This window comes from Streptomyces lycii, assembly GCF_009735685.1.
GTDB classification, from domain to species: Bacteria; Actinomycetota; Actinomycetes; order Streptomycetales; family Streptomycetaceae; genus Streptomyces; species Streptomyces lycii.
The window spans coordinates 1-18,857 of the sequence record NZ_WHPN01000117.1 but is presented as its reverse complement, the minus strand read 5'-3'; the positions used below and the strand labels follow the sequence as shown (position 1 = coordinate 18,857).

Below are 18,857 nucleotides of genomic sequence, written 5' to 3'. Positions count from 1 at the left end.
CCGGCCGTCACCGCGATCGCCAGTCCGGCCGCCGCCAGCACCGCCCCGACCAGGGCCGGCGAGGTCCAGCCCCAGCCCGTCGCGATCGCCGCGCCGCCGGCCCACGCGCCGCCCGCGTTGGCCAGATTGAACGCCGAGTGGTTCGACGCCGAGGCCAGCGTCGGCGCGTCCTGCGCCTTGCGCATCACCAGCATCTGGAGCGGAGTCGTCGTCATGAAGCCGACGCCGCCGAGCAGCACGACCGCCACCAGCGCCGCCCACTTCACCTGCGCCGCGTACGGGAAGACGACCAGCAGCACGGCGAGCGCGCCCAGCGCCCCGTACAGCGTCGGCCGCAGCGCCCGGTCGGTCAGCGGACCGGCGGCCAGGGCACCCAGCGTCATGCCGATGCCGAACAGCGCGAGCACGACGGTGACGGAGGACTCGGCGAAGCCGGTGACCTCGGTCATCATCGACGCCAGGTAGCTGTAGACCGCGAAGACCCCGGCGAAGCCGAAGACGGCGGTCAGCAGGCCGAGCAGCACCTGCCGGTTGCCGAGGGCCCGCAGTTCCCGGCCCAGCACGCCGCGCCGCTCGCCCGCGGTGTGCGGCAGGGCCGGTACGAGGAACGCGAGGGCGGCCATGGACAGCAGCCCGATCGCGGTGACCACGAGGAAGGTGGCCCGCCAGCCGAGGGTCTGACCGAGCAGCGTCGCCGCCGGCACGCCGACGATGTTGGCGACGGTGAGCCCGAGGAACATGGTGGCGACGGCGCGCGCCTGCCGCCCCTCCGCCGCGAGCCGGGCGGCGACGACCGCGCCGACGCCGAAGAAGGCGCCGTGCGGCAGCCCCGCCAGCAGCCGGCCGGCGACCAGCCACTCGAAGTCGGGGGCGAGGGCGGAGGCGAGGTTGCCGACCGTGAAGACGGCCATCAGCAGCACCAGCATCCGGCGGCGCGGCACCCGCGAGCCGAACGCGGTGAGCAGGGGCGCACCGATGACGACGCCGATCGCGTACGCGGAGACGAGATGGCCGGCGGTCGGCACGGAGGTGCCCAGGTCGTGCGCGACGGTGGGCAGCAGGCCCATCATCACGAACTCGGTCGTCCCGATACCGAAGGCGCTTACGGCCAAGGCCAGCAGGGCCAGGGGCATGGAGGAACCTTTCACAGCGAAGTACGGGAGGGCGCGGGCGCGCCCCGGAGCGGCTTTGTATGTACCGCTCCGGAACAAAGTATCGCCGAGAAGTTATTCCCCGCCGTGAACAGCCGGTTTCCATCGGACGGCGAGCGCCCGGTCACCAAGGGAAGAAGGCCCCGCGCACGGGCGGAGAAGGGCGCAGGCGACGAACGCGACCGGCTCGCCACCAAGGAAGGCCCCGCGCACGGGTACGAACAGCGGTACGGGTACGACCCGGGGCACCAGAACGGTTCGCGCCCGGAACCGGCCGCGAACCGCGGAACGCGGAACCGCGGAACCGCGGAACCGCGGAAACCCAGCCCCCGGAATCCGGCCCGGGTCCCGGGGCCCGGGGCGCAGTACGCGAACCGCGGGCCCCGCTGCCGCGGCCCGGGGCGGCACACCGCCGCGCCCCCGGCCCGGTGCCCGCCGCACCCGCGGGGCTCAGAACCTCAGCGACGCCGCGACCGGCAGATGATCGCTTCCCGTGGCCGGCAGCGACCAGGACGACACCGGCTCCACCCCGCGCACCATGATCTGGTCGATCCGCGCCATCGGGAACGACGCCGGCCAGCTGAACCCGAAGCCGTCGCCCGCCGCCCCCTGGGTGGAGCGCATCTGCGAGGTCACCGAGGACAGCGCGCGGTCGTTCATCGTCCCGTTCAGGTCGCCGAGCAGCACGACCCGCTCGGCCGGCTCGTCCCGGATCGCCAGCCCCAGGGCCTCGGCGCTGCCGTCCCGCTGCCCGGCGGTGAACCCGGCGTTCAGCTTGACCCGTACCGACGGCAGGTGCGCGACGTAGACGGCGACCGGTCCGTCCGGGGCGGCCACGGTGCCGCGCATGGCGCGGGTCCAGCCCATCTCGATGTCCACCGGGCGGGTGTCGGACAGCGGGTACTTGCTCCACAGCCCGACCGTGCCCTGCACCGAGTGGTGCGGGAACGTCTCCGCGAGTTCCTTCTCGTACGCGGGGACGGCGTCCGCCTGGAGTTCCTCCAGCGCCACCACGTCCGCGCCCGAGGCGGCCACCTCGCGGGCGGTGCCGGCCGGGTCCCGGTTGTCGGCGTTGACGTTGTGCGTCACGACGGTCAGATCGCCGCCGGAGCCCGACTTGTCGGTGGTCAGCCCCACGAACAGGTTGAGCCAGACGGCGACCGGCAGCACCAGCGCGACCAGCGCGGTGGCGGAGCGGCGCAGCAGCCCGAGGACGAGCAGCACCGGCAGGGCGAGGCCGAGCCAGGGCAGGAAGGTCTCCAGCAGGCTGCCGAGGCTGCCGATCCGGTTGGGCACCTTCGAGTGGAAGGCCATCAGCAGGGCCAGCAGCACGCAGAACACCCCGAGGACGATGCCGCGCCGCCAGGCGCCCGGGCCGGGCCGCAGGGCCGACAGCCGTCCGGTCCCGGAACCGGACCGTTCGGCGCCGGGGCCGCCACGTTCCGATTCCGTCATGTACGCCTGCCCCATGTGCTGTCCTCGCTGCCTCGCACGTGCTCCCCCACCCCTCGCACCTTAGGGGATGACCAGGGACGGTCCCGCCGGCCCCGGCGGTCGCTGTCTCCTACGAGACGTGTGCCCCGCCCCGGCCAGTTCCTGCGCGGGGACATTCCGTTCCGCTGTGACGGAAGCGCGACACGACGGGGACCGCACCCGGCGGACGCGGGGTGTGGCGCCCGCCTCTTTCCCGAGCGCGGGACGGGTGCAACCATGGGTGGTGATCCGGGGACGCCGTCAGGGCGCCTCGAGACGACAAGGAGCCGTTGCCATGACGCATGTTTCGTCTGCGCCTGCCCAGAAGGCGCCCGCGGCCGACAGCAGCAAGTCGCTGTACGGCGGTACGGGCACCCGGCGCATCACCGTCCGCGACATCGCCGCCGCCAAGCAGCGCGGCGAGAAGTGGCCCATGCTCACCGCGTACGACGCGATGACCGCCTCCGTCTTCGACGAGTCCGGCATCCCGGTCATGCTGGTCGGCGACTCGATGGGCAACTGCCACCTCGGCTACGAATCCACCGTCCCGGTCACGATGGACGAGATCACGATGCTGTCCGCCGCCGTCGTGCGGGGCACCGAGCGGGCGCTGATCGTCGGCGATCTGCCCTTCGGCTCGTACCAGGAGGGCCCGGTGCAGGCGCTGCGCAACGCGACCCGGCTGGTCAAGGACGCGGGCGTCGGCGCGGTCAAGCTGGAGGGCGGCGAGCGCTCCGCCGACCAGATCGAGCTGCTGGTGCAGTCCGGCATCCCGGTGATGGCCCATGTCGGGCTGACGCCCCAGTCGGTGAACGCGTACGGCGGCTATCCGGTGCAGGGCCGCGGCGAGGAGGCCGCGCAGCAGTTGCTGCGGGACGCCAAGGCCGTGCAGAACGCGGGCGCCTTCGCGGTGGTGCTGGAGCTGGTGCCGGCGGAGCTGGCCGCCGAGGTCACCCGCTCGCTGCACATCCCGACGGTCGGCATCGGGGCGGGCGCCGAGTGCGACGCCCAGGTGCTGGTGTGGACCGACATGGCCGGGATGACCGGCGGCCGGGTCCCGCGCTTCGTCAAGCAGTACGCGCAGCTGCGCGAGGTGCTGGGCGGCGCGGCGAAGGCCTTCGCGGAGGACGTCGTGGGCGGCGGCTACCCGGCGGCCGAGCACAGCTTCCACTGATCCGTGCCGCCCGCGCGCAGGGTCCGCTGCGCCCGCACCGGGCCCGCGCGCACGCACCGGTCCGCACGGCCCGACGCGCACGCGCGGACGGGGACCCGCTGATCCGCACGCAACGACCAGCACGCGCCGACCCGCACAGGCGCGCCCCGCCCGTACGGCGGCGGCCGTACCGCCCCACCCGGACCATCGCGAGGCCGACAGCCCGCCGGCACCCCCCACCGGCGGGCTGTCGGTGTGATGTGGTGCCGCGCGGAGGACGGCGGGCGGAGGGCGGCGGGGCGCGGAGGGCGACGCGGGCGCGGTTCCGGGGTGGCGCGGTGAGCGGGACGGCGCGATGAACGGTCGGCGTGCGGGCCGGACTGCCGCGCGGGGCGGGCGCTCCCACGCGGGCCGACTGCCGCGCGGGCCGGCTCCCGCACGGACCCGGGCCCCCACACGGACGGGACCCACGCGGGCCGGACCCCACGCAGGCCGGGCTCCCACGCGGGCCGACCGCCGACTGCCTGTCGGCGGCAGGCAGCGCGGGCAGCCGCCTGCCGGCAGCCTGTCGGCGGCGTATCGGCGGCGTGTCGGCGTGCTGTCGGCGCCCGTTGCGACCGTGGCGGCATGGAACACACCACTCAGCCGGCCGACCGGCAGAACGCCGTGGAAGTCCGCGGCCTGCTCAAGCACTACGGGGAGACCAAGGCCCTCGACGGGGTGGACCTGGAGGTCCGCCGGGGCACCGTGCTCGGCGTCCTCGGGCCGAACGGCGCCGGGAAGACCACCCTCGTCCGGGTCCTGTCCACGCTGATCCGGCCCGACGCCGGGACAGCGGTCGTCGCGGGCCTCGACGTGCTGCGGCAGCCGCGGGAGCTGCGCCGGGTGATCGGTCTGACCGGACAGTACGCCTCGGTCGACGAGAAGCTGTCGGGCCGGGAGAACCTCTACATGATCGGGCGGCTGCTCGATCTGCCCCGCCGGGCCGCCCGGGCCCGCGCGCAGGAGCTGCTGGAGCGGTTCTCGCTGACGGAGGCCGCGGGCCGGGCCGTCGGGACGTACTCCGGCGGGATGCGCCGCAGGCTCGACCTGGCCGCGAGCATGATCGGCCGCCCTGCGGTGCTGTATCTGGACGAGCCGACCACCGGACTCGACCCGCGCACCCGCAACGAGGTGTGGAGCGAGGTGCGCGCCCTGGCCCGGGAGGGCACGACGGTGCTGCTCACCACCCAGTACATGGAGGAGGCCGAGCAGCTCGCGGACGAGCTGACGGTGTTCGACCGCGGCCGGGTCATCGCGGGCGGCGGCATCGACGAGCTGAAGGCGAAGGTCGGCGGCCGCACCCTGCAGATCCGCCCGGCCGACCCGGACGAGCTGCACCGCATGGTCGGGGCGCTCGCGCAGGCGGGTCTGAGCGGGATCGGCGGGGCCACCGCCGACGAGACCGGGGGCCTGGTCAACGTACCGCTCCTGAGCGACGCGCAGCTGACCGCCGTGATCGGCCTGCTCGGCGAGCGCGGGTTCGCGATCGCCGGGATCGACACCCATCTGCCCAGTCTGGACGAGGTGTTCCTGGCCGTCACCGGCCAGAAGTCCTCCTCGCTCCGGCGGCCCGCCGGGGACGGCAGCGGCCCGGAGAACGCCTTCGAGGGGGTCGCGGCATGAGCGCGGCAACCACCACCGGACCCACGGCCCGGCCCGCCGCCGAGGGCCGGATCCCCCCGCGCGCCCATCTGCGGCACATCGGCGCGCTCACCCGGCGCAACCTGCTCCAGATCAAGCAGGACCCGCAGTCGATGGCCGACGCCGTGCTGATGCCCATCGTGCTGACGCTGCTGTTCGTGTACGTCTTCGGCGGCGCGATCTCCGGCGGCGGCGGCGTCGACGCGTACGTCAACTACATCCTGCCGGGGCTGATGGCCATGGGCGGTCTGAACATCGCCATGGCGGTGGGCACCGGCGTCAACACCGACATGGCGACCGGGGTGATGGACCGCTTCCGCACGATGCCCGTCGCCCGTTCCTCGGTACTGATCGCGAAGATCGTCGTCGAGACCGGCCGGATGCTGGTCTCCACCGCCGTCCTGCTGTGCGTCGGCTTTCTGATCGGGCTGTCCGTCGGGACCTCCGCACCGAACGTGCTGGCTGCGGTGGCGCTGTCGACGGTCTTCGGCGCCTCCCTGATGTGGATCTTCATCCTGATCGGGCTGAGCCTGAAGACCGCGCAGTCCGTGCAGGGGGTCGCGTTTCTGGTGCTGATGCCGCTCCAGTTCGGCTCGTCGGTCTTCGCCCCGCCGGAGACGATGCCGGGCTGGCTGGAGAGCTTCACCGCGTACAACCCGCTGTCCAGCCTCGCCGACGCCGCCCGGGCGCTGATCAACGGCGGACCGGTCGCGGACTCCGTGTGGAAGACGCTCGCGTGGACGGCGGCGATCACGGTCGTCACGGCGCCGCTGGCGGTACGGAAGTTCCGCGACAAGACGTGACGGCACCGGCCGGGGCGCGGGCACACGGGGGGGTCCGCGCCCCGGCGGCGGGCGGTCAGGGGCGGCCGGGCAGGGACAGGATCCTGGGGGGCCGGGCGAGCGGCGGCGGGCGGCCGGCAGTCGGCGGCCAGCCGCCAGCGATCAGCGATCAGCGATCAGCGTCAACCATGGGCCGTCAGCGGTCAGCCGTCAGCCATGGGCGGCAGCGGTCAGCCGTCGGCCGTCGGCCGTCGGACGAGGTACGCGGCGGTCCGCGGCCGCCGGGACCGCGGCGGTGCGGCCGGCCGGGGCCCGCGCCGGTCAGACCAGTGCCGCGGCCTGCGCCACCGTGAGGCGGCCGCCCTCGGCGTACGCCCGTTCGTACGCCGTGTCCCCCAGGGCCGCGCGCGCCGTCCGCTCCGCGACGGCCCGGCTCTCCCGTTCCGTGGACTCCGGGCGGTAGAGCGCCGGGTGCAGCGCGTCGAAGGCGCCCAGCAGCCGGGCCGCGTCCGTGCCGCGCCGCTCCCCGCCGATCGCCGAGAGCGCACGGGCGGCGGTGAGCAGGTGCGACACCGCCATGTGCGCCGCCACCATCTGCGACAACGGGTCCTGGGCCTGGACCAGCGCGGGCCGGAGCCCGGCCAGGGCCTCCTCCGGCCGGCCGTCCAGGACGTCGACCCAGCTGATCATTCCTTGCACCAGGCTCTGGAAGATCTCGATCCTGCGGTCCGCGAAGACCCGCATCGCCTCCTCCAGCAGCCCGCGTGCCTCGCCCGTGCGCCCGGTGTGACCGCAGCGCTGGGCGAGGCGGAGCAGCGCGAAGGCCCGCGCCTCGATGTTCGCGCGGTGACCCTCGGCGAGGACCTCCCGGAGCAGACGTTCGCCCTTCTCGCCCTCGCCCTGTTCGACGAGCGCCCCCGCCAGCCGGGCGGAGAGCAGCGCGACCTGGCTGCGGGCGCCCACCTGTTCGGCGTGCCGCATGGCCTGGCGGTAGTCGTCGGCCGCGAGGGCGTGCTCGCCGCTCTGCTCCCGCTTCTCGCCGCGCGCGGCCAGCGCCTCGGCGGCACCCCACGCGTCCCCGGCGTCGAGGAAGATCCGCAGGCTCTCGTCGGCGTCCCGGCTCCACGGGCCCGGCCCCGCCAGGTGCGCGTGTCCCGCGATCCGGGAGCGCAGATGCAGCAGGAAACCCAGCTCCCAGGTGTGCCCGTACTCGCGGCAGGCCGCCACGGCCTCGTCCACGCCCTGCCGCATCCGCTCCATGTCCCAGATGAGCAGCACGGCCCAGAACCAGGCCACCCCCGGCACCCGGCAGATCTGCGGCAGTCCCGGCGAGTAGACGGTGACCAGGCTGCGCAGGTCCCGCTGGGCCGCCTCACCCTCCCAGGTGCCGAGGTCTCCCTCCAGATTGGCCAGGCTCACCAGCCGGATCTGGCGGCGGGCCTCCCGGAGCAGCTCGGGCGTCATGGGCGGGGCGGTGTCGATGGGCCGCACGGTCAGCGGCGGGGCGGGGGTGAGCGGGGGTTCGAAGGGGTCGGGGCCGAGCGCGGCGACCGCGGCGCACCAGGTGCGGGCCTCCGAGCCGTGGTTGTGCATGTGCCAGTACCAGGTGAGGGACAGCGTGAGGCACAACGCGTCCTGTTCCTCGCCCTCGGCGACGGCGCGGCGCAGCGCGGCCCGCAGATTGTCGTGCTCCCGCTCCAGGCGGCGCAGCCAGGCGCCCTGTTCCGGTCCGCGCAGCAGCGGGTCGGCCCTCCGGGCGAGTTCACGGAAGTACACCCGGTGCCGCTGTCCGGCGGCGGGACGGTCACCGGCCTCGGCGAGGCGCTCGGCGGCGTACTCGGACACGGTCTCCAGCAGCCGGTAGCGCATGCCGCCGTCCCCGTCCGGGTCCGCGACGACCAGCGATTTGTCGACAAGGGCACCGAGCAGCGGCAGGACGTCCCGGGGGCCCGGCCCTCCGGTGTCCCCGGTGTCCCCGGTGTCCCCGGTGTCCCCGGTGTCCCCGCAGACCGCCTCGGCCGCCTCGGCGTCGCAGCCGCCCGCGAACACCGAGAGCCTGCGGAGCACGGCGCGCTCCCGGACGTCCAGCAGTTCCCAGGACCAGTCCACGACCGCGCGCAGCGTCTGCTGGCGCGGCAGCACCGTCCGGGCACCGCTGGTGAGCAGCCGGAACCGGTCGTCGAGACGGTCGGCGAGCTGCCGCGGGGTGAGCAGCCGCAGCCGTGCCGCGGCCAGCTCGACCGCCAGCGGAAGCCCGTCCAGCCGGCGGCAGATCTCCTCGGCGGCCTCCCGGTCCTCCGCGACCCGGAAGCCGGGACGGGCCGCGGCGCCCCGGTCGGCGAGCAGCCGCAGGGCGACGGGCAGCGGCAACGGGCCGACCGGGCGCACCACTTCGCCGGGCACGCCCAGCGGTTCCCGGCCGGTGGCCAGCACCGTGACACCGGGGCAGCGGGTGAGCAGGTGTTCCGCCAGCGCGGCGGCGGCCGCCACGACGTGCTCGCAGTTGTCGAGCACGAGCAGCATCCGGCGGGCCGCGCAGTGCTCGGCGAGCCGGGTCAGCGGTTCGCCGACGGCCGGGTCGGGGGCCGCCCGCAGCCCCTCGGCGGAGCTGCCGCGCATCACCACCTCGCGCCCGCCGAGCGCGCCGAGCACGGCCTCGGGCACCGCGTCCGGGTCCTCGACGGCGGCCAGCTCCACCATCCACACGCCGTCCGGCCGGTCGCCCGCCGTCCGGGCGGCCTCCTCGGCGAGCCGGGTCTTGCCCGCACCGCCGGTGCCCACGAGGGTGACGAGCCGGGCCGCGCCGAGGTCGTCGCGGAGCGCGGCGAGGTCGGCCTCCCGCCCCACGAAGCTGGTGAGCCGCTCCCGCAGATTGCCCTCCGGCCGGACCGGCCGCGGTTCGGGCCGCAGCAGCTCGGCGTGCAGGGCGCGCAGTTCCGGACCGGGCTCGGCACCGAGGCGGTCGGCCAGCTCGCGGCGCACGGCCTCGTACGCCGCGAGCGCGTCCGCGCCGCGGCCGCTGTCCCGCAGGGCCCGCACCCGGAGGGCCTGGAGCGGTTCGTCGAGCGGATGGCCGGCGCAGAGTCCGGTGAGCGCGGGCAGGACGCGCGCGGCGTGGCCGAGGGCGAGGCCCGCGGCGAGGCGGTCTCGGCGGGCCTCGAAGCGGAGGCTGTCGGCGCGGGCGGCCGCCGCCGCGCGGTCCGGCAGGTCGGCCAGGGCGGGGCCGCGCCACAGGGCCAGCGCCGTGTCGAGCAGCTCGGCGGCCTTCCCGGGGGCGCCGTCGGCGAGGGCCCGCGCGCCTTCCCCGGCGAGCCGCTCGAAGCGGTGCAGGTCGACGTCGTCGGGCTCTGCGCACAGCCGGTAGCCGCCGTCCCCGGAGGCGACGGCGGCGTGCCCGAGGGCGCGGCGCAGCCGTCCGACGAGCGCCTGGAGGGCGCCCGCGGCGTCGGCGGGCGGGTCGTCGTCGGCCCACACCTCGGCGATCAGGGTTCCGGCGGTCCGGGTCCGCCCCGGGCGCAGCGCGAGCGCCGTGAGCAGCGCGCGCAGCCGCGCGCCACCGAGGGCGACAGCCGTGCCGTCGTCGCGGTGGACCCGGGCCGTGCCGAGGATGCCGTAGCGCACCCGCCCATTCTCCGGCACGGCGCCGCACGCCTCAGCACGGGCTCGCGGCCACCTGGGAACGGGCGGGCCGGACCGAGAAGCCCGGTGCGGCCGGGATCTCCCGCGGGGCGTTTCCCGGATCGGTCCGTTCCGGGCGGGACCGGCAGGACTGGGAGCCCGCCCCCTCGGTACGGTCGTACGGCAGCGCACGGCCGGCCGCCGGGCCGTCCCCTCCGCAAGCCTGGAGCCGCACCCATGACGACCACCGCAGCCGCCCGGAATCCGCACCGGGTCAGCCCCGTCTTCCTCGCCCTGGTGGCGGTGACGGCTCTCTCCGGGTGGGCGGTGTGGTCGGAGGTGCCGGCCGTGACCGGGCTCGCCGTCTTCCTGTTCGTCGTCTCCGGCTGGATCGTCTCGCTCTGCCTGCACGAGTACGCCCACGCCCGCACCGCGCTGCACAGCGGGGACCTGTCGGTCGGCGCGAAGGGCTATCTGACGCTCAACCCGCTGACGTACACCCACGCCCTGCTCAGCGTCGTGCTGCCCGTGCTGTTCGTGATCATGGGCGGGATCGGGCTCCCCGGCGGCGCCGTCTTCCTGGAGCGCGGCCGGATCCGGGGCCGCTGGCGGCACAGCCTGATCTCGGCGGCCGGACCGCTGACCAACGTGCTGTTCGCCGTCGCGCTGACCGCCCCGTTCTGGCTCGGGACGATGGACGGCGTACCGCTGCCGTTCCGCTGTGCGCTGGCCTTCCTCGCGCTGCTCCAGGTGACGGCGGCGATCCTCAACTTCCTGCCGGTGCCCGGCCTGGACGGCTACGGCGTGATCGAACCGTGGCTGTCCCCCGGCGCCCGCCGGCAGGCCGCGCCGTTCGCGCAGTTCGGGCTGCTGCTGGTGTTCGGCCTGCTGTGGGTGCCGGAGGTCAACCGGGTCTTCTTCGGCGCGGTCGACGCCGTCCTGGCGGGCCTCGGGGTGAGCGAGTACGAGACGTACTTCGGTCTGGAGTGGTTCCGCTTCTGGCAGGGCGAGCCGGAGACCGCCGCGCTGCCCGGCTGACCGGAGGCCCGGGCGCCCGGGCGTCCGGAGTCCGACCCGAGCCCCGGACCGGGAAGGCGCCGGGCGCGGCGCGCCGGTCACCGCCTGCCGTGTCGAGCCGCAGGGTGACCGGGGGCGGCGAACTCCGTCTCGACGTCACGGACCCGACGAGACCGCCCGCGCCGACCGCCCGCGCCGGTCCGCGCACCCGCCCGTCCGCGCACCCGCCGCGCCACAAGACCGCCGCGCGGACTGCCACGCCGCGCACGCCGGACCGCCGGACCGCGGGGAGGGCATCCGGACGCCGGGACGCCGGAGGCCAAGAGGCCCGGGACGCCCCGAAGCCGAGAGGCCCGGGACGCCCGCGCATGCGCCCGTGGCCTCCGGCACCCGCCGTCATTCCCGCCGTCACGGGTGCATACGGGCCCCCTTGAGGACCTTGTCCACGGCGTTCCGCGGCCCGTACACGGCCAGTCCCACCAGATCCAGCGCGTCCCCCGGCACCGCGCGCACCGCCGCGCGGTTGGCCTCGTCGTGCCCGGTGGCGAACAGGTCGGAGGTGAACACCGCGACGGGGAGCCGGCGGCTCAGCGCCCGGCCGCGAGCGGTGGTCAGCGTCTCCTTGCCGCCCTCGAAGACGAGCACCGGCTGCCGGAACATCGGCAGGTAGACGGTGTCGTCGGCGTCCCGGTAGACGTCCCCGGTGATCTCCGGCTCGGCGGTGTGCACGCCGCTCACCAGGAACGCCGTCACATTGAGCCGCTGCCAGGTGTGCAGGTCGTCCCGCAGCAGCACACCGATCTTCGTTTCGAACCGCACGGTTCCGTTCTCGTTGCTGTCGCCCAGTGCCATGCCCCGCAGTCTTCCGGGCCGCCCGCGGCGCGTCTTGTACGATCCTGGCATGCCTCCCGGGATGCGGACCGCCGCCTGGCGCCCCCGGGTCGAGGGCATCCAGGAGGTGCTGCACGCGCGGCTCCTCGGCCACAGCTATCCGATGCACACGCACGACAGCTGGACCCTGCTGCTCGTGGACGACGGTGTCGTCCGCTACGACCTGGACCGCGGCAGCCACGGCGCGCCCAGCAACCTGGTGACGGTGCTCCCGCCGCACATTCCGCACAACGGCACCCCGGCGACCGCCCGGGGCCTGCGCAAACGCGTCCTGTACCTGGACACCGCGCTGCTCGGCGAGGAGCTGATCGGCCGCGCCGCCGACCGTCCCGGCATCGACGACCCGGGTCTGCGCCGGCGCGTCCACCGGCTGCACACGGCGCTCACCCTGCCGCACGAGGACCTGGAGGCGGAGAGCCGCCTCGCGCTGATCGTCGAACACGTCCGCGCCCGGCTGGGCAGGGCTCCCGAGGCCCGGCCGGGCGGCGGGGACGTCCTCGCCCACCGGCTGCGGGACCTGCTGCACGCCCGGGTACGGGAGGGGGTGACGCTGGGCGAGGCGGCGGCGCTGCTGCACGCCCATCCGACCCATCTCGTACGGGCCTTCACCCGCGAGTTCGGCATGCCGCCGCACCGCTATCTGGTCTCGGCCCGGGTGGACCTGGCCCGGCGGCTGCTGCTCGACGGCCGTCCGCCGCACGAGGTCGCGACCGCGGCGGGCTTCTACGACCAGCCGCATCTGACCCGCCACTTCAAGCGGGTGCTGGGCGTCTCACCGGGCCGGTACACCGCGGGCCGCCGATCCACGAGCCGGACCGGCCGCTGAGCCGCTGAGCGGCGGACCGGACCGGCCGCCGATCCACGAACCGGACCGGTCGCGAACCGCTGAGCCACCAGCCGGACCGGCCGCGAACCGGGCCCGGCGGCCGGAGCCGCCCCGGATCAGACCCGCGCGGCCTCGCGCTCGGCCTTCGCCCTGCGGTGGTAGAACCACGCCATGTTGGAGGAGACGCCCACCATGAGCACCCAGACGATGCCGATCCAGTCGCCCTGCACGAACGACACGACGGCCGCCGCCGTGGCGAGCACGCAGACGGCGAAGGCGAAGAGGGCGAGGCGGGGCATGGGGGTCGGCTCCTCGGTGGACGACTGCCGGCGGACGGCTGAGCTGCTGGGTGCCGCTCCATTGTCCCCCATGCCCCGCGCGGCCCGGCACGGCGGCCCGGCGCGGCGGGCCGCGCGGCGCCGCGGAGGCGGAGAAGCGGTTACACGTCGGTGAGCCGCAGGCCCGCGTGCGCCTTGTAGCGGCGGTTGACCGAGATCAGGTTGGCGACCAGGGACTCGACCTGGTGGGCGTTGCGGAGCCGGCCCGCGAAGATCCCGCGCATCCCGGGGATGCGGCCCGCGAGGGCCTGCACGATCTCGCAGTCGGCGCGCACCTCGCCGAGGACCATCACATCGGTGTCGATCTTCTCGACCGCGGGGTCCTGGAGGAGCACGGCGGACAGGTGGTGGAAGGCGGCGGTGACCCGGGACTCCGGGAGGAGCGCCTCGGCCTGCTGGGCCGCGCTGCCCTCCTCGGGCACGATCGCGTACGCGCCCTTCTTGTCGAAGCCGAGCGGGTTGACGCAGTCGACGACCAGCTTGCCGGCGAGGTCGTCGCGGAGCGCCTCGAGCGTCGCCGCGTGCCCGTCCCACGGCACCGCGACGATCACGACATCGCTGCGCCGGGCGCACTCGGCGTTGTCGGCGCCCTCGACTCCGTGTCCGAGTTCACCGGCGGCGGCCTGCGCCCGCTCGGCGGACCGGGAGCCGATCACGACGCGCTGCCCGGCGCGCGCCAGCCGGTACGCGAGCCCCCGTCCCTGGTCTCCGGTGCCGCCGAGGACGCCGACCACCAGTGAGGACACGTCGGGCAGGTCCCAGGGGTCCTTGGCGGGCTTCTTCGCGGGTGTGCCCTGGCCGGGCGCGGTCTCCGCCGGACCGGCGGGAGTTGCCTCGCTGTTAGTCATGACAGTAATACTGTCATGCCCGCCCGGTCATTTGACGCTCCCCTCCGTGAGTCCCGTCCGCCAGTAGCGCTGGAGCACACCCATCAGGACCATCAGCGGCAGCACCGACAGGAACGCCCCGCCGACCGTGTACTGGTACAGCTCCGGCTGCCGGTCCGCGTATCCCTGCCAGCCGGTGAGGCCCAGCTGGATCGGATAGAGGTCGGAGTCGGAGAGCATCACCAGCGGCAGGAAGAAGTTGTTCCAGATGTGTACGAACTGGAACAGGAAGACGGTCACCAGGGCGGGTGTCATCATCCGCAGCACCAGCACCCGGAAGATCCGCCCCTCCCCCGCGCCGTCGATCCGGGCCGCCTCCAGCAGCGAGTCGGGCACGGCCGCCGCCGCGTAGATGCGGCACAGATAGACCCCGAAGGGGCTGACGACGCTGGGCACGAGCACGGCCCAGTAGGTGTTGGCCAGCCCCAGCTCGCTGAAGAGCAGATAGAGCGGCAGGGCGAGGGCGGTGCCCGGGATCAGCACCCCGGCGAGCACCACGTTGAAGATCCCCTCCCGGCCGGGGAAGGGGAACTTCGCCAGCGCGTAGCCCGCGGCGGCGGACAGCAGGGTCGCGGCGACCGCGCCGGCGCCCGCGTAGAGCAGGCTGTTGCCGAACCAGCGGACGTAGATCCCGCCGTCGTGGGACAGCACCTCGCCCAGCCGCGTCAGCGGCCGCGGGTCGGCGAACCAGAAGCCGAAGGTGCCGAAGAGGTCCCCGGTGCTCTTGGTCGCGGAAACCGTCAGCCAGTAGACCGGCACCAGGAAGTAGACGGCGGCCACCGTCAGCAGCGAGGCCGTGACGATGCGGTACGGCAGCGGGGTCTGCCGCAGCCGGCTCACCGGGGGGCTCACCGGTCCTCACCCCCGCGCCGCCCCACCAGCCGCAGGAAGCCGAAGGACAGCACGCAGGCGACCAGCGCGAGCAGCACCGCCTCGGCGGCCGCGGCGTGCTGGTTGTTCCCGGTGAACGCCTCGTTGTAGGCGTGCAGGTTGGGGGTGAAGCCCGAGTCGATGGCGTTGGACAGCGGCCGCAGCACCATCGGCTCGGCGAACAGCTGCAGCGTGCCGATCAGGCTGAAGACGGTGGTGAGGACCAGCGCCGGCCGGATCAGCGGCAGCTTCACGCGCAGCGCGATCTGCCAGGCGCCCGCGCCGTCGATCCGCGCCGCCTCGTACAGCTCGGAGGGTACGGACTTGAGCTGGGCGATCAGCACGAGCATGTTGTAGCCGGTGTACTGCCAGGTGACGATGTTGGCGATGGACCAGAGCACGGTGCCGTCGGACAGGAAATCCACGTCCCAGCCCACCGAGCCCGCCATCTCCACGAACGGGCTGATCCCCGGCACGTAGAGAAAGCCCCACAGGATCGACGCGATGACACCCGGGACCCCGTACGGCAGGAAGAACGCCGTGCGGAAGAAGCCGACCCAGCGCGCCGAGGCGGCGTCCAGCAGCAGCGCCAGCGCCGTGGCGAGCAGGATCATCAGCGGGATCTGCACGACCCCGAAGAGCAGCACCCGTCCGAAGCCCGCCAGGAAGCCGCTGTCCTGGAGGGCCTGCCGGTAGTTCTCCAGCCCGGCGAACGCCTCGGTCACACCGCCGATGCCCAGCGGCCCGGCGCGCTCCGTCCGCAGCAGGCTCTGGTACACCGCGTAGCCGATGGGGGCGAGGAAGCACAGGACGAACAGCGCGAGAAAGGGCAGCAGGAAGCCGGAGGCGGCACGGGCGTTGCGGAGTTCGGCCCGGGTGGGCCTGCGGAACGGGCCGCTCACCCGGCCTCCGCCTTCAGCCCCTTTTCCTTCAGGTCGGCGAGCGTCTGCCGCTGCACCTTCCTCAGCACCTCGCGGAACGATCCGCCGCCGCCGAGCGCCTCGGTGAAGGCGTCGCCGAGGTGCTGGTAGAGGGTGTCCACGGCGGGGCCCCACTTCCAGCTGGTGTCGACGGCCCGGCCCGCCTCCCGGAAGACCTCGCTGTACTTCTGGCCGCCGAAGAAGTCCTTGCGGACCTCCAGGTCGGCCGCGCTGTAGCCGGACTTCGCGCTGGGGAAACCGTAACCGCCCTCGATCAGGAGCTTCACCGACCCGGGGTCGGAGTTGAGCCAGACGGCGAAGGCCAGCGCGTCCTCGGGATATTTGCAGGCCTTGAAGACGGCCGTGGTGGAGCCGCCCCAGTTGGCGTGGGCGTTCTCGCCCTTCTTCCACTGCGGCAGCGGCGCGACCCGCCACTTCCCGGCGGTGTCCGGGGCGTTCCCGGCGAGCAGGGCGTCGCCCCAGCTGGCGCCGGTCCAGGAGACGATGTCACCGGACTGGACGTCCTTGTACCAGGCGTTCTGCCGGTCGGCGATCGTCTTGACGAGCCTGCGCCGGACCAGGTTCTCCCAGTAGTCGGCGACCCGCCGGGTCGGCTCGTCGTCCACGGCCACCACCCAGGTGTCGCCCTCGGCGGCGAACCAGCGGGCGCCGGCCTGCCAGGCGAGGCCGGCGAAGCGGTTGCCGTTGGTGGCCGAGAACGTCTCGATCCAGCCGCCCTCGGCGCGTACGGCCTCGGCGGCGGCCTCGTAGTCGTCCCAGGTGGCGGGGGTGTCGATGCCCCACCGGTCGAAGAGGTCCCGGCGGAGGAAGAGCCCCATCGGGCCGGAGTCCTGCGGCACCGCGAAGACGCTGTCGCCGAAGACGGACTGGTCCCACTCCCAGCCGACGAACTTGGACTTGTGCTCGGCCGCGCCGTACTCGTCCAGGGCGGCGAGGCCGTCGTCCAGGACGAAGCTGGGGATGGTGGTGTACTCGATCTGCCCGAGGTCCGGCGGGTTCCCGGCCTTGATCGCGGCGTGCATCTTGGAGTACTGCGCGCCGTTGACCGCGGACACCTTCTCCAGCTTGACCTGGACCTCGGGGTTCTCCCGGTTCCACAGCGCGACGGGCTTCTCGATGCCGGGCACCCAGGACCAGAAGGTCAGACTGATCTTCTCGCCCTTCTTCCGCCCGGCGGGCTTGTCGCCGCCGTCGTCCCCGGAGCCGCCACAGCCCGCGAGCGCGAGGCCGGCGGCCGCGGCGGTGCCGCCGAGCAGGGTGCGACGGCCGGGACCGTTCGGTCTCATGTCAGCTCCTCCAGGGGGATACGGCGGAAGGTGATGGTCTCGTAGGGGTTCCAGTCGCCCGTCTCGTACAGCAGGCCGACGTGCGCGTCGTCGAGCCGCACCAGGTCGGAGTAGGCGGCGGGGAGACCGGAGACGGTGTGCACCGCCCGCCAGGTCAGTCCGCGGTCCCGGCTGGCCCGTACGGTCATCAGGGCCCGGAACGCGGGGTCGGCCGGGCCGGAGAACAGCAGCACGTCCGGGTCGCCGAGGTGCAGGACGCTGCCCTCGACCACGGGGCCGGTGAGCCCGGCCTGCGGGCGGAACGGTTTGACGAGCGTGGCGCCGCCGTCGGCGGAGTGGGCGTCGGCCCGGGTCCCGGGGGCCTCGGAGTCGTTGCGGGTGTTGAAGTAGACGGTGCCGTCGGGGAGTTCGGCGGCGGTGGTCTCGTTGACGTTGACGTAGCCGTCGGGGTTGTCGTCGACGTAACCGATCCGCCAGGTCTCACCGCCGTCGTCGCTGAGCAGGTCGTGGCCGCCGTTGTAGGCGCCGGCGCTGCCGCTGTCGCCGGTGGCGGGCGGGAGGGAGTGGTTGGCGGGCACGACGATCCGCCCGGCGTGCTCGCCGTGCCGCAGCTGGATCGCGTGCCCGGGCGTGGTCGCGTACCAGCGCCACTCGGGCCGCTTGGTGTCCTCGGTGACGTCCCGGGGCTCGCTCCAGGTCACGCCCGCGTCGCCGCTGTGCCGCACCCAGACCCGGCGGCCGTCCTCGGCGGAGATCTCGCCGTGGCGGATCCGCTCCTCGGTGGCCTCGGCCGCGTTCCGCACATGGACGAGCACCAGCCGGCCGGTGTCGAGGACGACGGGCGCGGGATTGCCCGCCAGGTCGTCGCCGTGCTCGGCCGCGACCTCCAGCGGCCCCCAGGTGCGGCCGCCGTCGGCGGACCGTTTGAGCACGATGTCGATGTCGCCCGCGTCGGCCTGCGAGTCGACCCGCCCCTCGGCGAAGGCGAGGACGGTGCCGTCCTGGGCCGTCACCACCGCCGGGATGCGGAAGCTCGTGTAGCCGTCGTCGCCCGCCCGGAAGGGCACGGACTCCTCGTGGACCGCGATCGGTGCTGACATGCGCGTCCTCCGCTGCTCCATTGCAGTACGAGCGCCAGGCCGCCGGACGTAGGACGTCCCTTGTCCTGTCCGGCGACCATAGGGAGCGCCCGTGAGAGCGTCAAGGTACGGGACAGGGCGCGTTGTGCCCGCGCCGAACTCACGCACCTTCGGACGAACTTCCCGTGAACAGTCGGCGACGGACGGGGCCCTTGGTGCAGGATGCGCGCCATGGACGCGGTACGAGTGGCGCTGCTGCGCGAAGTGCTCGCCGGAACGGAGTGGCTGGAGGCCACCCGGCGGTTCGCCGGATCCCTCCGGTCGTCCGTCGAGCCCCGGGCCGGTGACCTGCTGCTGGTCGGCAGCGCGGAGTACGAGCCCTGGCATCTGGCCGCCCACCTCGACGACGAGGCGGCCTGGTCCGGACTCCCCCAGCTCTCCCCCACGCTGGTACGGCACCGGATACGCCCCGGGGTCCCCCCGCACCTGGCCGTCGGGCTGGCCCGGCTGGAGGCGGCGCGGCGCGGCGAGACCGTGCTGGTCGTGTCACCGGGGCGGCCGGGCGACACCCTGCTGGAGCGGGTGCACGACGCCCGGCGGGCGGGCGCGACCGTGCTGGCGCTCGACGGCGGCGACCGGGACCTGCACTCCCTGGCGCACGACGCGCTCGCGGTGCCGGGCCCGCTGTCCGGCCCGCCGCGGGCGCCGGACTCGCCGGACCCGGAGTGCGAGGCCCCGGAGGACACCGAGCCGGTCGGGCTCGACACCGTGCAGCACCTGGTCAGCGCGGCGGCCGGGGAGAACAGCCTGCCCGCGCCGCGCGGCCGGCGCCGCTTCCGGGACCGGCTCTCCCGGCTGGCGG

At 74.3% G+C, this 18,857-nt stretch carries 16 protein-coding genes; 6 read left to right on the top strand and 10 right to left on the bottom strand.

Features of this window, described 5'->3' with window-relative positions:
* Positions 1–1,133: MFS transporter (locus GCU69_RS05160; protein ID WP_156205245.1), on the bottom strand; the 1,133-nt coding region annotated here is incomplete at its 3' end.
* Between the two features lie 468 nt (positions 1,134–1,601).
* Positions 1,602–2,621, bottom strand: a complete 1,020-nt coding sequence (locus GCU69_RS05155; protein WP_098751614.1) for an endonuclease/exonuclease/phosphatase family protein — start codon at positions 2,619–2,621, stop codon at positions 1,602–1,604.
* Positions 2,622–2,919: 298 nt separating this feature from the next.
* On the opposite strand from GCU69_RS05155, the gene panB reads away from it, so the two are divergent.
* The 3 genes from panB (at position 2,920) to GCU69_RS05140 (ending at position 6,263) form a co-directional block, all read left to right on the top strand.
* Positions 2,920–3,798, top strand: a complete 879-nt coding sequence (gene panB / locus GCU69_RS05150) for a 3-methyl-2-oxobutanoate hydroxymethyltransferase (protein WP_098751613.1) — start codon at positions 2,920–2,922, stop codon at positions 3,796–3,798.
* A gap of 606 nt (positions 3,799–4,404) precedes the next feature.
* A complete protein-coding gene (locus GCU69_RS05145; protein WP_156205244.1) occupies positions 4,405–5,442 on the top strand; it encodes an ATP-binding cassette domain-containing protein in 1,038 nt (345 codons plus the stop codon).
* Positions 5,439–6,263 (top strand): ABC transporter permease, encoded by an 825-nt coding sequence (locus tag GCU69_RS05140; protein ID WP_098751633.1) that lies wholly within the window; start codon positions 5,439–5,441, stop codon positions 6,261–6,263. Before GCU69_RS05145 ends, GCU69_RS05140 begins: the two co-directional genes overlap by 4 nt.
* 300 nt (positions 6,264–6,563) lie before the next feature.
* Here the strand turns inward: GCU69_RS05140 and GCU69_RS05135 are convergent, their stop codons facing one another.
* On the bottom strand, positions 6,564–9,863 hold the full coding sequence (locus GCU69_RS05135) for an ATP-binding protein (protein ID WP_156205243.1): 3,300 nt from the start codon (positions 9,861–9,863) through the stop codon (positions 6,564–6,566).
* Positions 9,864–10,097: 234 nt separating this feature from the next.
* Here GCU69_RS05135 and GCU69_RS05130 point away from each other — a divergent pair, with 234 nt between their 5' ends.
* Positions 10,098–10,898 carry a site-2 protease family protein gene (locus GCU69_RS05130; RefSeq protein ID WP_156205242.1) on the top strand — a complete coding sequence of 267 codons (801 nt, stop codon included), beginning with the start codon at positions 10,098–10,100 and terminating at the stop codon, positions 10,896–10,898.
* A 387-nt stretch (positions 10,899–11,285) separates the two neighbouring features.
* On the opposite strand, the gene GCU69_RS05125 is transcribed toward GCU69_RS05130, so the two are convergent.
* The gene (locus tag GCU69_RS05125; RefSeq protein ID WP_156205241.1) at positions 11,286–11,729 is read right to left on the bottom strand and encodes a DUF2000 domain-containing protein; all 444 of its coding nucleotides are present in this window, start codon (positions 11,727–11,729) and stop codon (positions 11,286–11,288) included.
* Between the two features lie 49 nt (positions 11,730–11,778).
* On the opposite strand from GCU69_RS05125, the gene GCU69_RS05120 reads away from it, so the two are divergent.
* The gene (locus tag GCU69_RS05120) at positions 11,779–12,594 is read left to right on the top strand and encodes a helix-turn-helix transcriptional regulator (protein WP_098751637.1); all 816 of its coding nucleotides are present in this window, start codon (positions 11,779–11,781) and stop codon (positions 12,592–12,594) included.
* A 116-nt stretch (positions 12,595–12,710) separates the two neighbouring features.
* On the opposite strand, the gene GCU69_RS05115 is transcribed toward GCU69_RS05120, so the two are convergent.
* The 6 genes from GCU69_RS05115 to GCU69_RS05090 all read right to left on the bottom strand — a co-directional run bounded on the left by GCU69_RS05115 (position 12,711) and on the right by GCU69_RS05090 (position 18,016).
* Positions 12,711–12,893 carry a hypothetical protein gene (locus tag GCU69_RS05115; protein ID WP_156205240.1) on the bottom strand — a complete coding sequence of 61 codons (183 nt, stop codon included), beginning with the start codon at positions 12,891–12,893 and terminating at the stop codon, positions 12,711–12,713.
* Positions 12,894–13,033: 140 nt separating this feature from the next.
* On the bottom strand, positions 13,034–13,780 hold the full coding sequence (npdG, locus tag GCU69_RS05110; RefSeq protein WP_098751639.1) for an NADPH-dependent F420 reductase: 747 nt from the start codon (positions 13,778–13,780) through the stop codon (positions 13,034–13,036).
* Positions 13,781–13,807: 27 nt separating this feature from the next.
* Positions 13,808–14,650 carry a carbohydrate ABC transporter permease gene (locus GCU69_RS05105; RefSeq protein WP_098751659.1) on the bottom strand — a complete coding sequence of 281 codons (843 nt, stop codon included), beginning with the start codon at positions 14,648–14,650 and terminating at the stop codon, positions 13,808–13,810.
* 17 nt (positions 14,651–14,667) lie between these two features.
* Positions 14,668–15,591: a carbohydrate ABC transporter permease gene (locus tag GCU69_RS05100; protein ID WP_098751640.1), complete on the bottom strand. Its 924-nt coding sequence runs from the start codon at positions 15,589–15,591 to the stop codon at positions 14,668–14,670.
* Positions 15,588–16,916 (bottom strand): ABC transporter substrate-binding protein, encoded by a 1,329-nt coding sequence (locus tag GCU69_RS05095; RefSeq protein ID WP_098751641.1) that lies wholly within the window; start codon positions 16,914–16,916, stop codon positions 15,588–15,590. The genes GCU69_RS05100 and GCU69_RS05095 overlap by 4 nt, the downstream gene beginning before the upstream one ends.
* Positions 16,913–18,016, bottom strand: a complete 1,104-nt coding sequence (locus tag GCU69_RS05090; RefSeq protein ID WP_156205239.1) for a sialidase family protein — start codon at positions 18,014–18,016, stop codon at positions 16,913–16,915. Before GCU69_RS05090 ends, GCU69_RS05095 begins: the two co-directional genes overlap by 4 nt.
* Positions 18,017–18,226: 210 nt before the next feature.
* Here GCU69_RS05090 and GCU69_RS05085 point away from each other — a divergent pair.
* Positions 18,227–18,857: hypothetical protein (locus tag GCU69_RS05085; protein ID WP_156205238.1), on the top strand; the 631-nt coding region annotated here is incomplete at its 3' end.

Excerpts from the sequence above, each read along its gene's own strand:
- GCU69_RS05130 (WP_156205242.1), top strand. The coding sequence starts at position 10,098 with ATGACGACCACCGCAGCCGCCCGGAATCCGCACCGGGTCAGCCCCGTC.
- panB (WP_098751613.1), top strand. The coding sequence starts at position 2,920 with ATGACGCATGTTTCGTCTGCGCCTGCCCAGAAGGCGCCCGCGGCCGAC.
- npdG (WP_098751639.1), bottom strand. The coding sequence starts at position 13,780 with ATGACTAACAGCGAGGCAACTCCCGCCGGTCCGGCGGAGACCGCGCCC.
- GCU69_RS05090 (WP_156205239.1), bottom strand. The coding sequence starts at position 18,016 with ATGTCAGCACCGATCGCGGTCCACGAGGAGTCCGTGCCCTTCCGGGCG.
- GCU69_RS05155 (WP_098751614.1), bottom strand. The coding sequence starts at position 2,621 with ATGGGGCAGGCGTACATGACGGAATCGGAACGTGGCGGCCCCGGCGCC.
- GCU69_RS05125 (WP_156205241.1), bottom strand. The coding sequence starts at position 11,729 with ATGGCACTGGGCGACAGCAACGAGAACGGAACCGTGCGGTTCGAAACG.
- GCU69_RS05140 (WP_098751633.1), top strand. The coding sequence starts at position 5,439 with ATGAGCGCGGCAACCACCACCGGACCCACGGCCCGGCCCGCCGCCGAG.
- GCU69_RS05145 (WP_156205244.1), top strand. The coding sequence starts at position 4,405 with ATGGAACACACCACTCAGCCGGCCGACCGGCAGAACGCCGTGGAAGTC.
- GCU69_RS05115 (WP_156205240.1), bottom strand. The coding sequence starts at position 12,893 with ATGCCCCGCCTCGCCCTCTTCGCCTTCGCCGTCTGCGTGCTCGCCACG.
- GCU69_RS05120 (WP_098751637.1), top strand. The coding sequence starts at position 11,779 with ATGCCTCCCGGGATGCGGACCGCCGCCTGGCGCCCCCGGGTCGAGGGC.
- GCU69_RS05095 (WP_098751641.1), bottom strand. The coding sequence starts at position 16,916 with ATGAGACCGAACGGTCCCGGCCGTCGCACCCTGCTCGGCGGCACCGCC.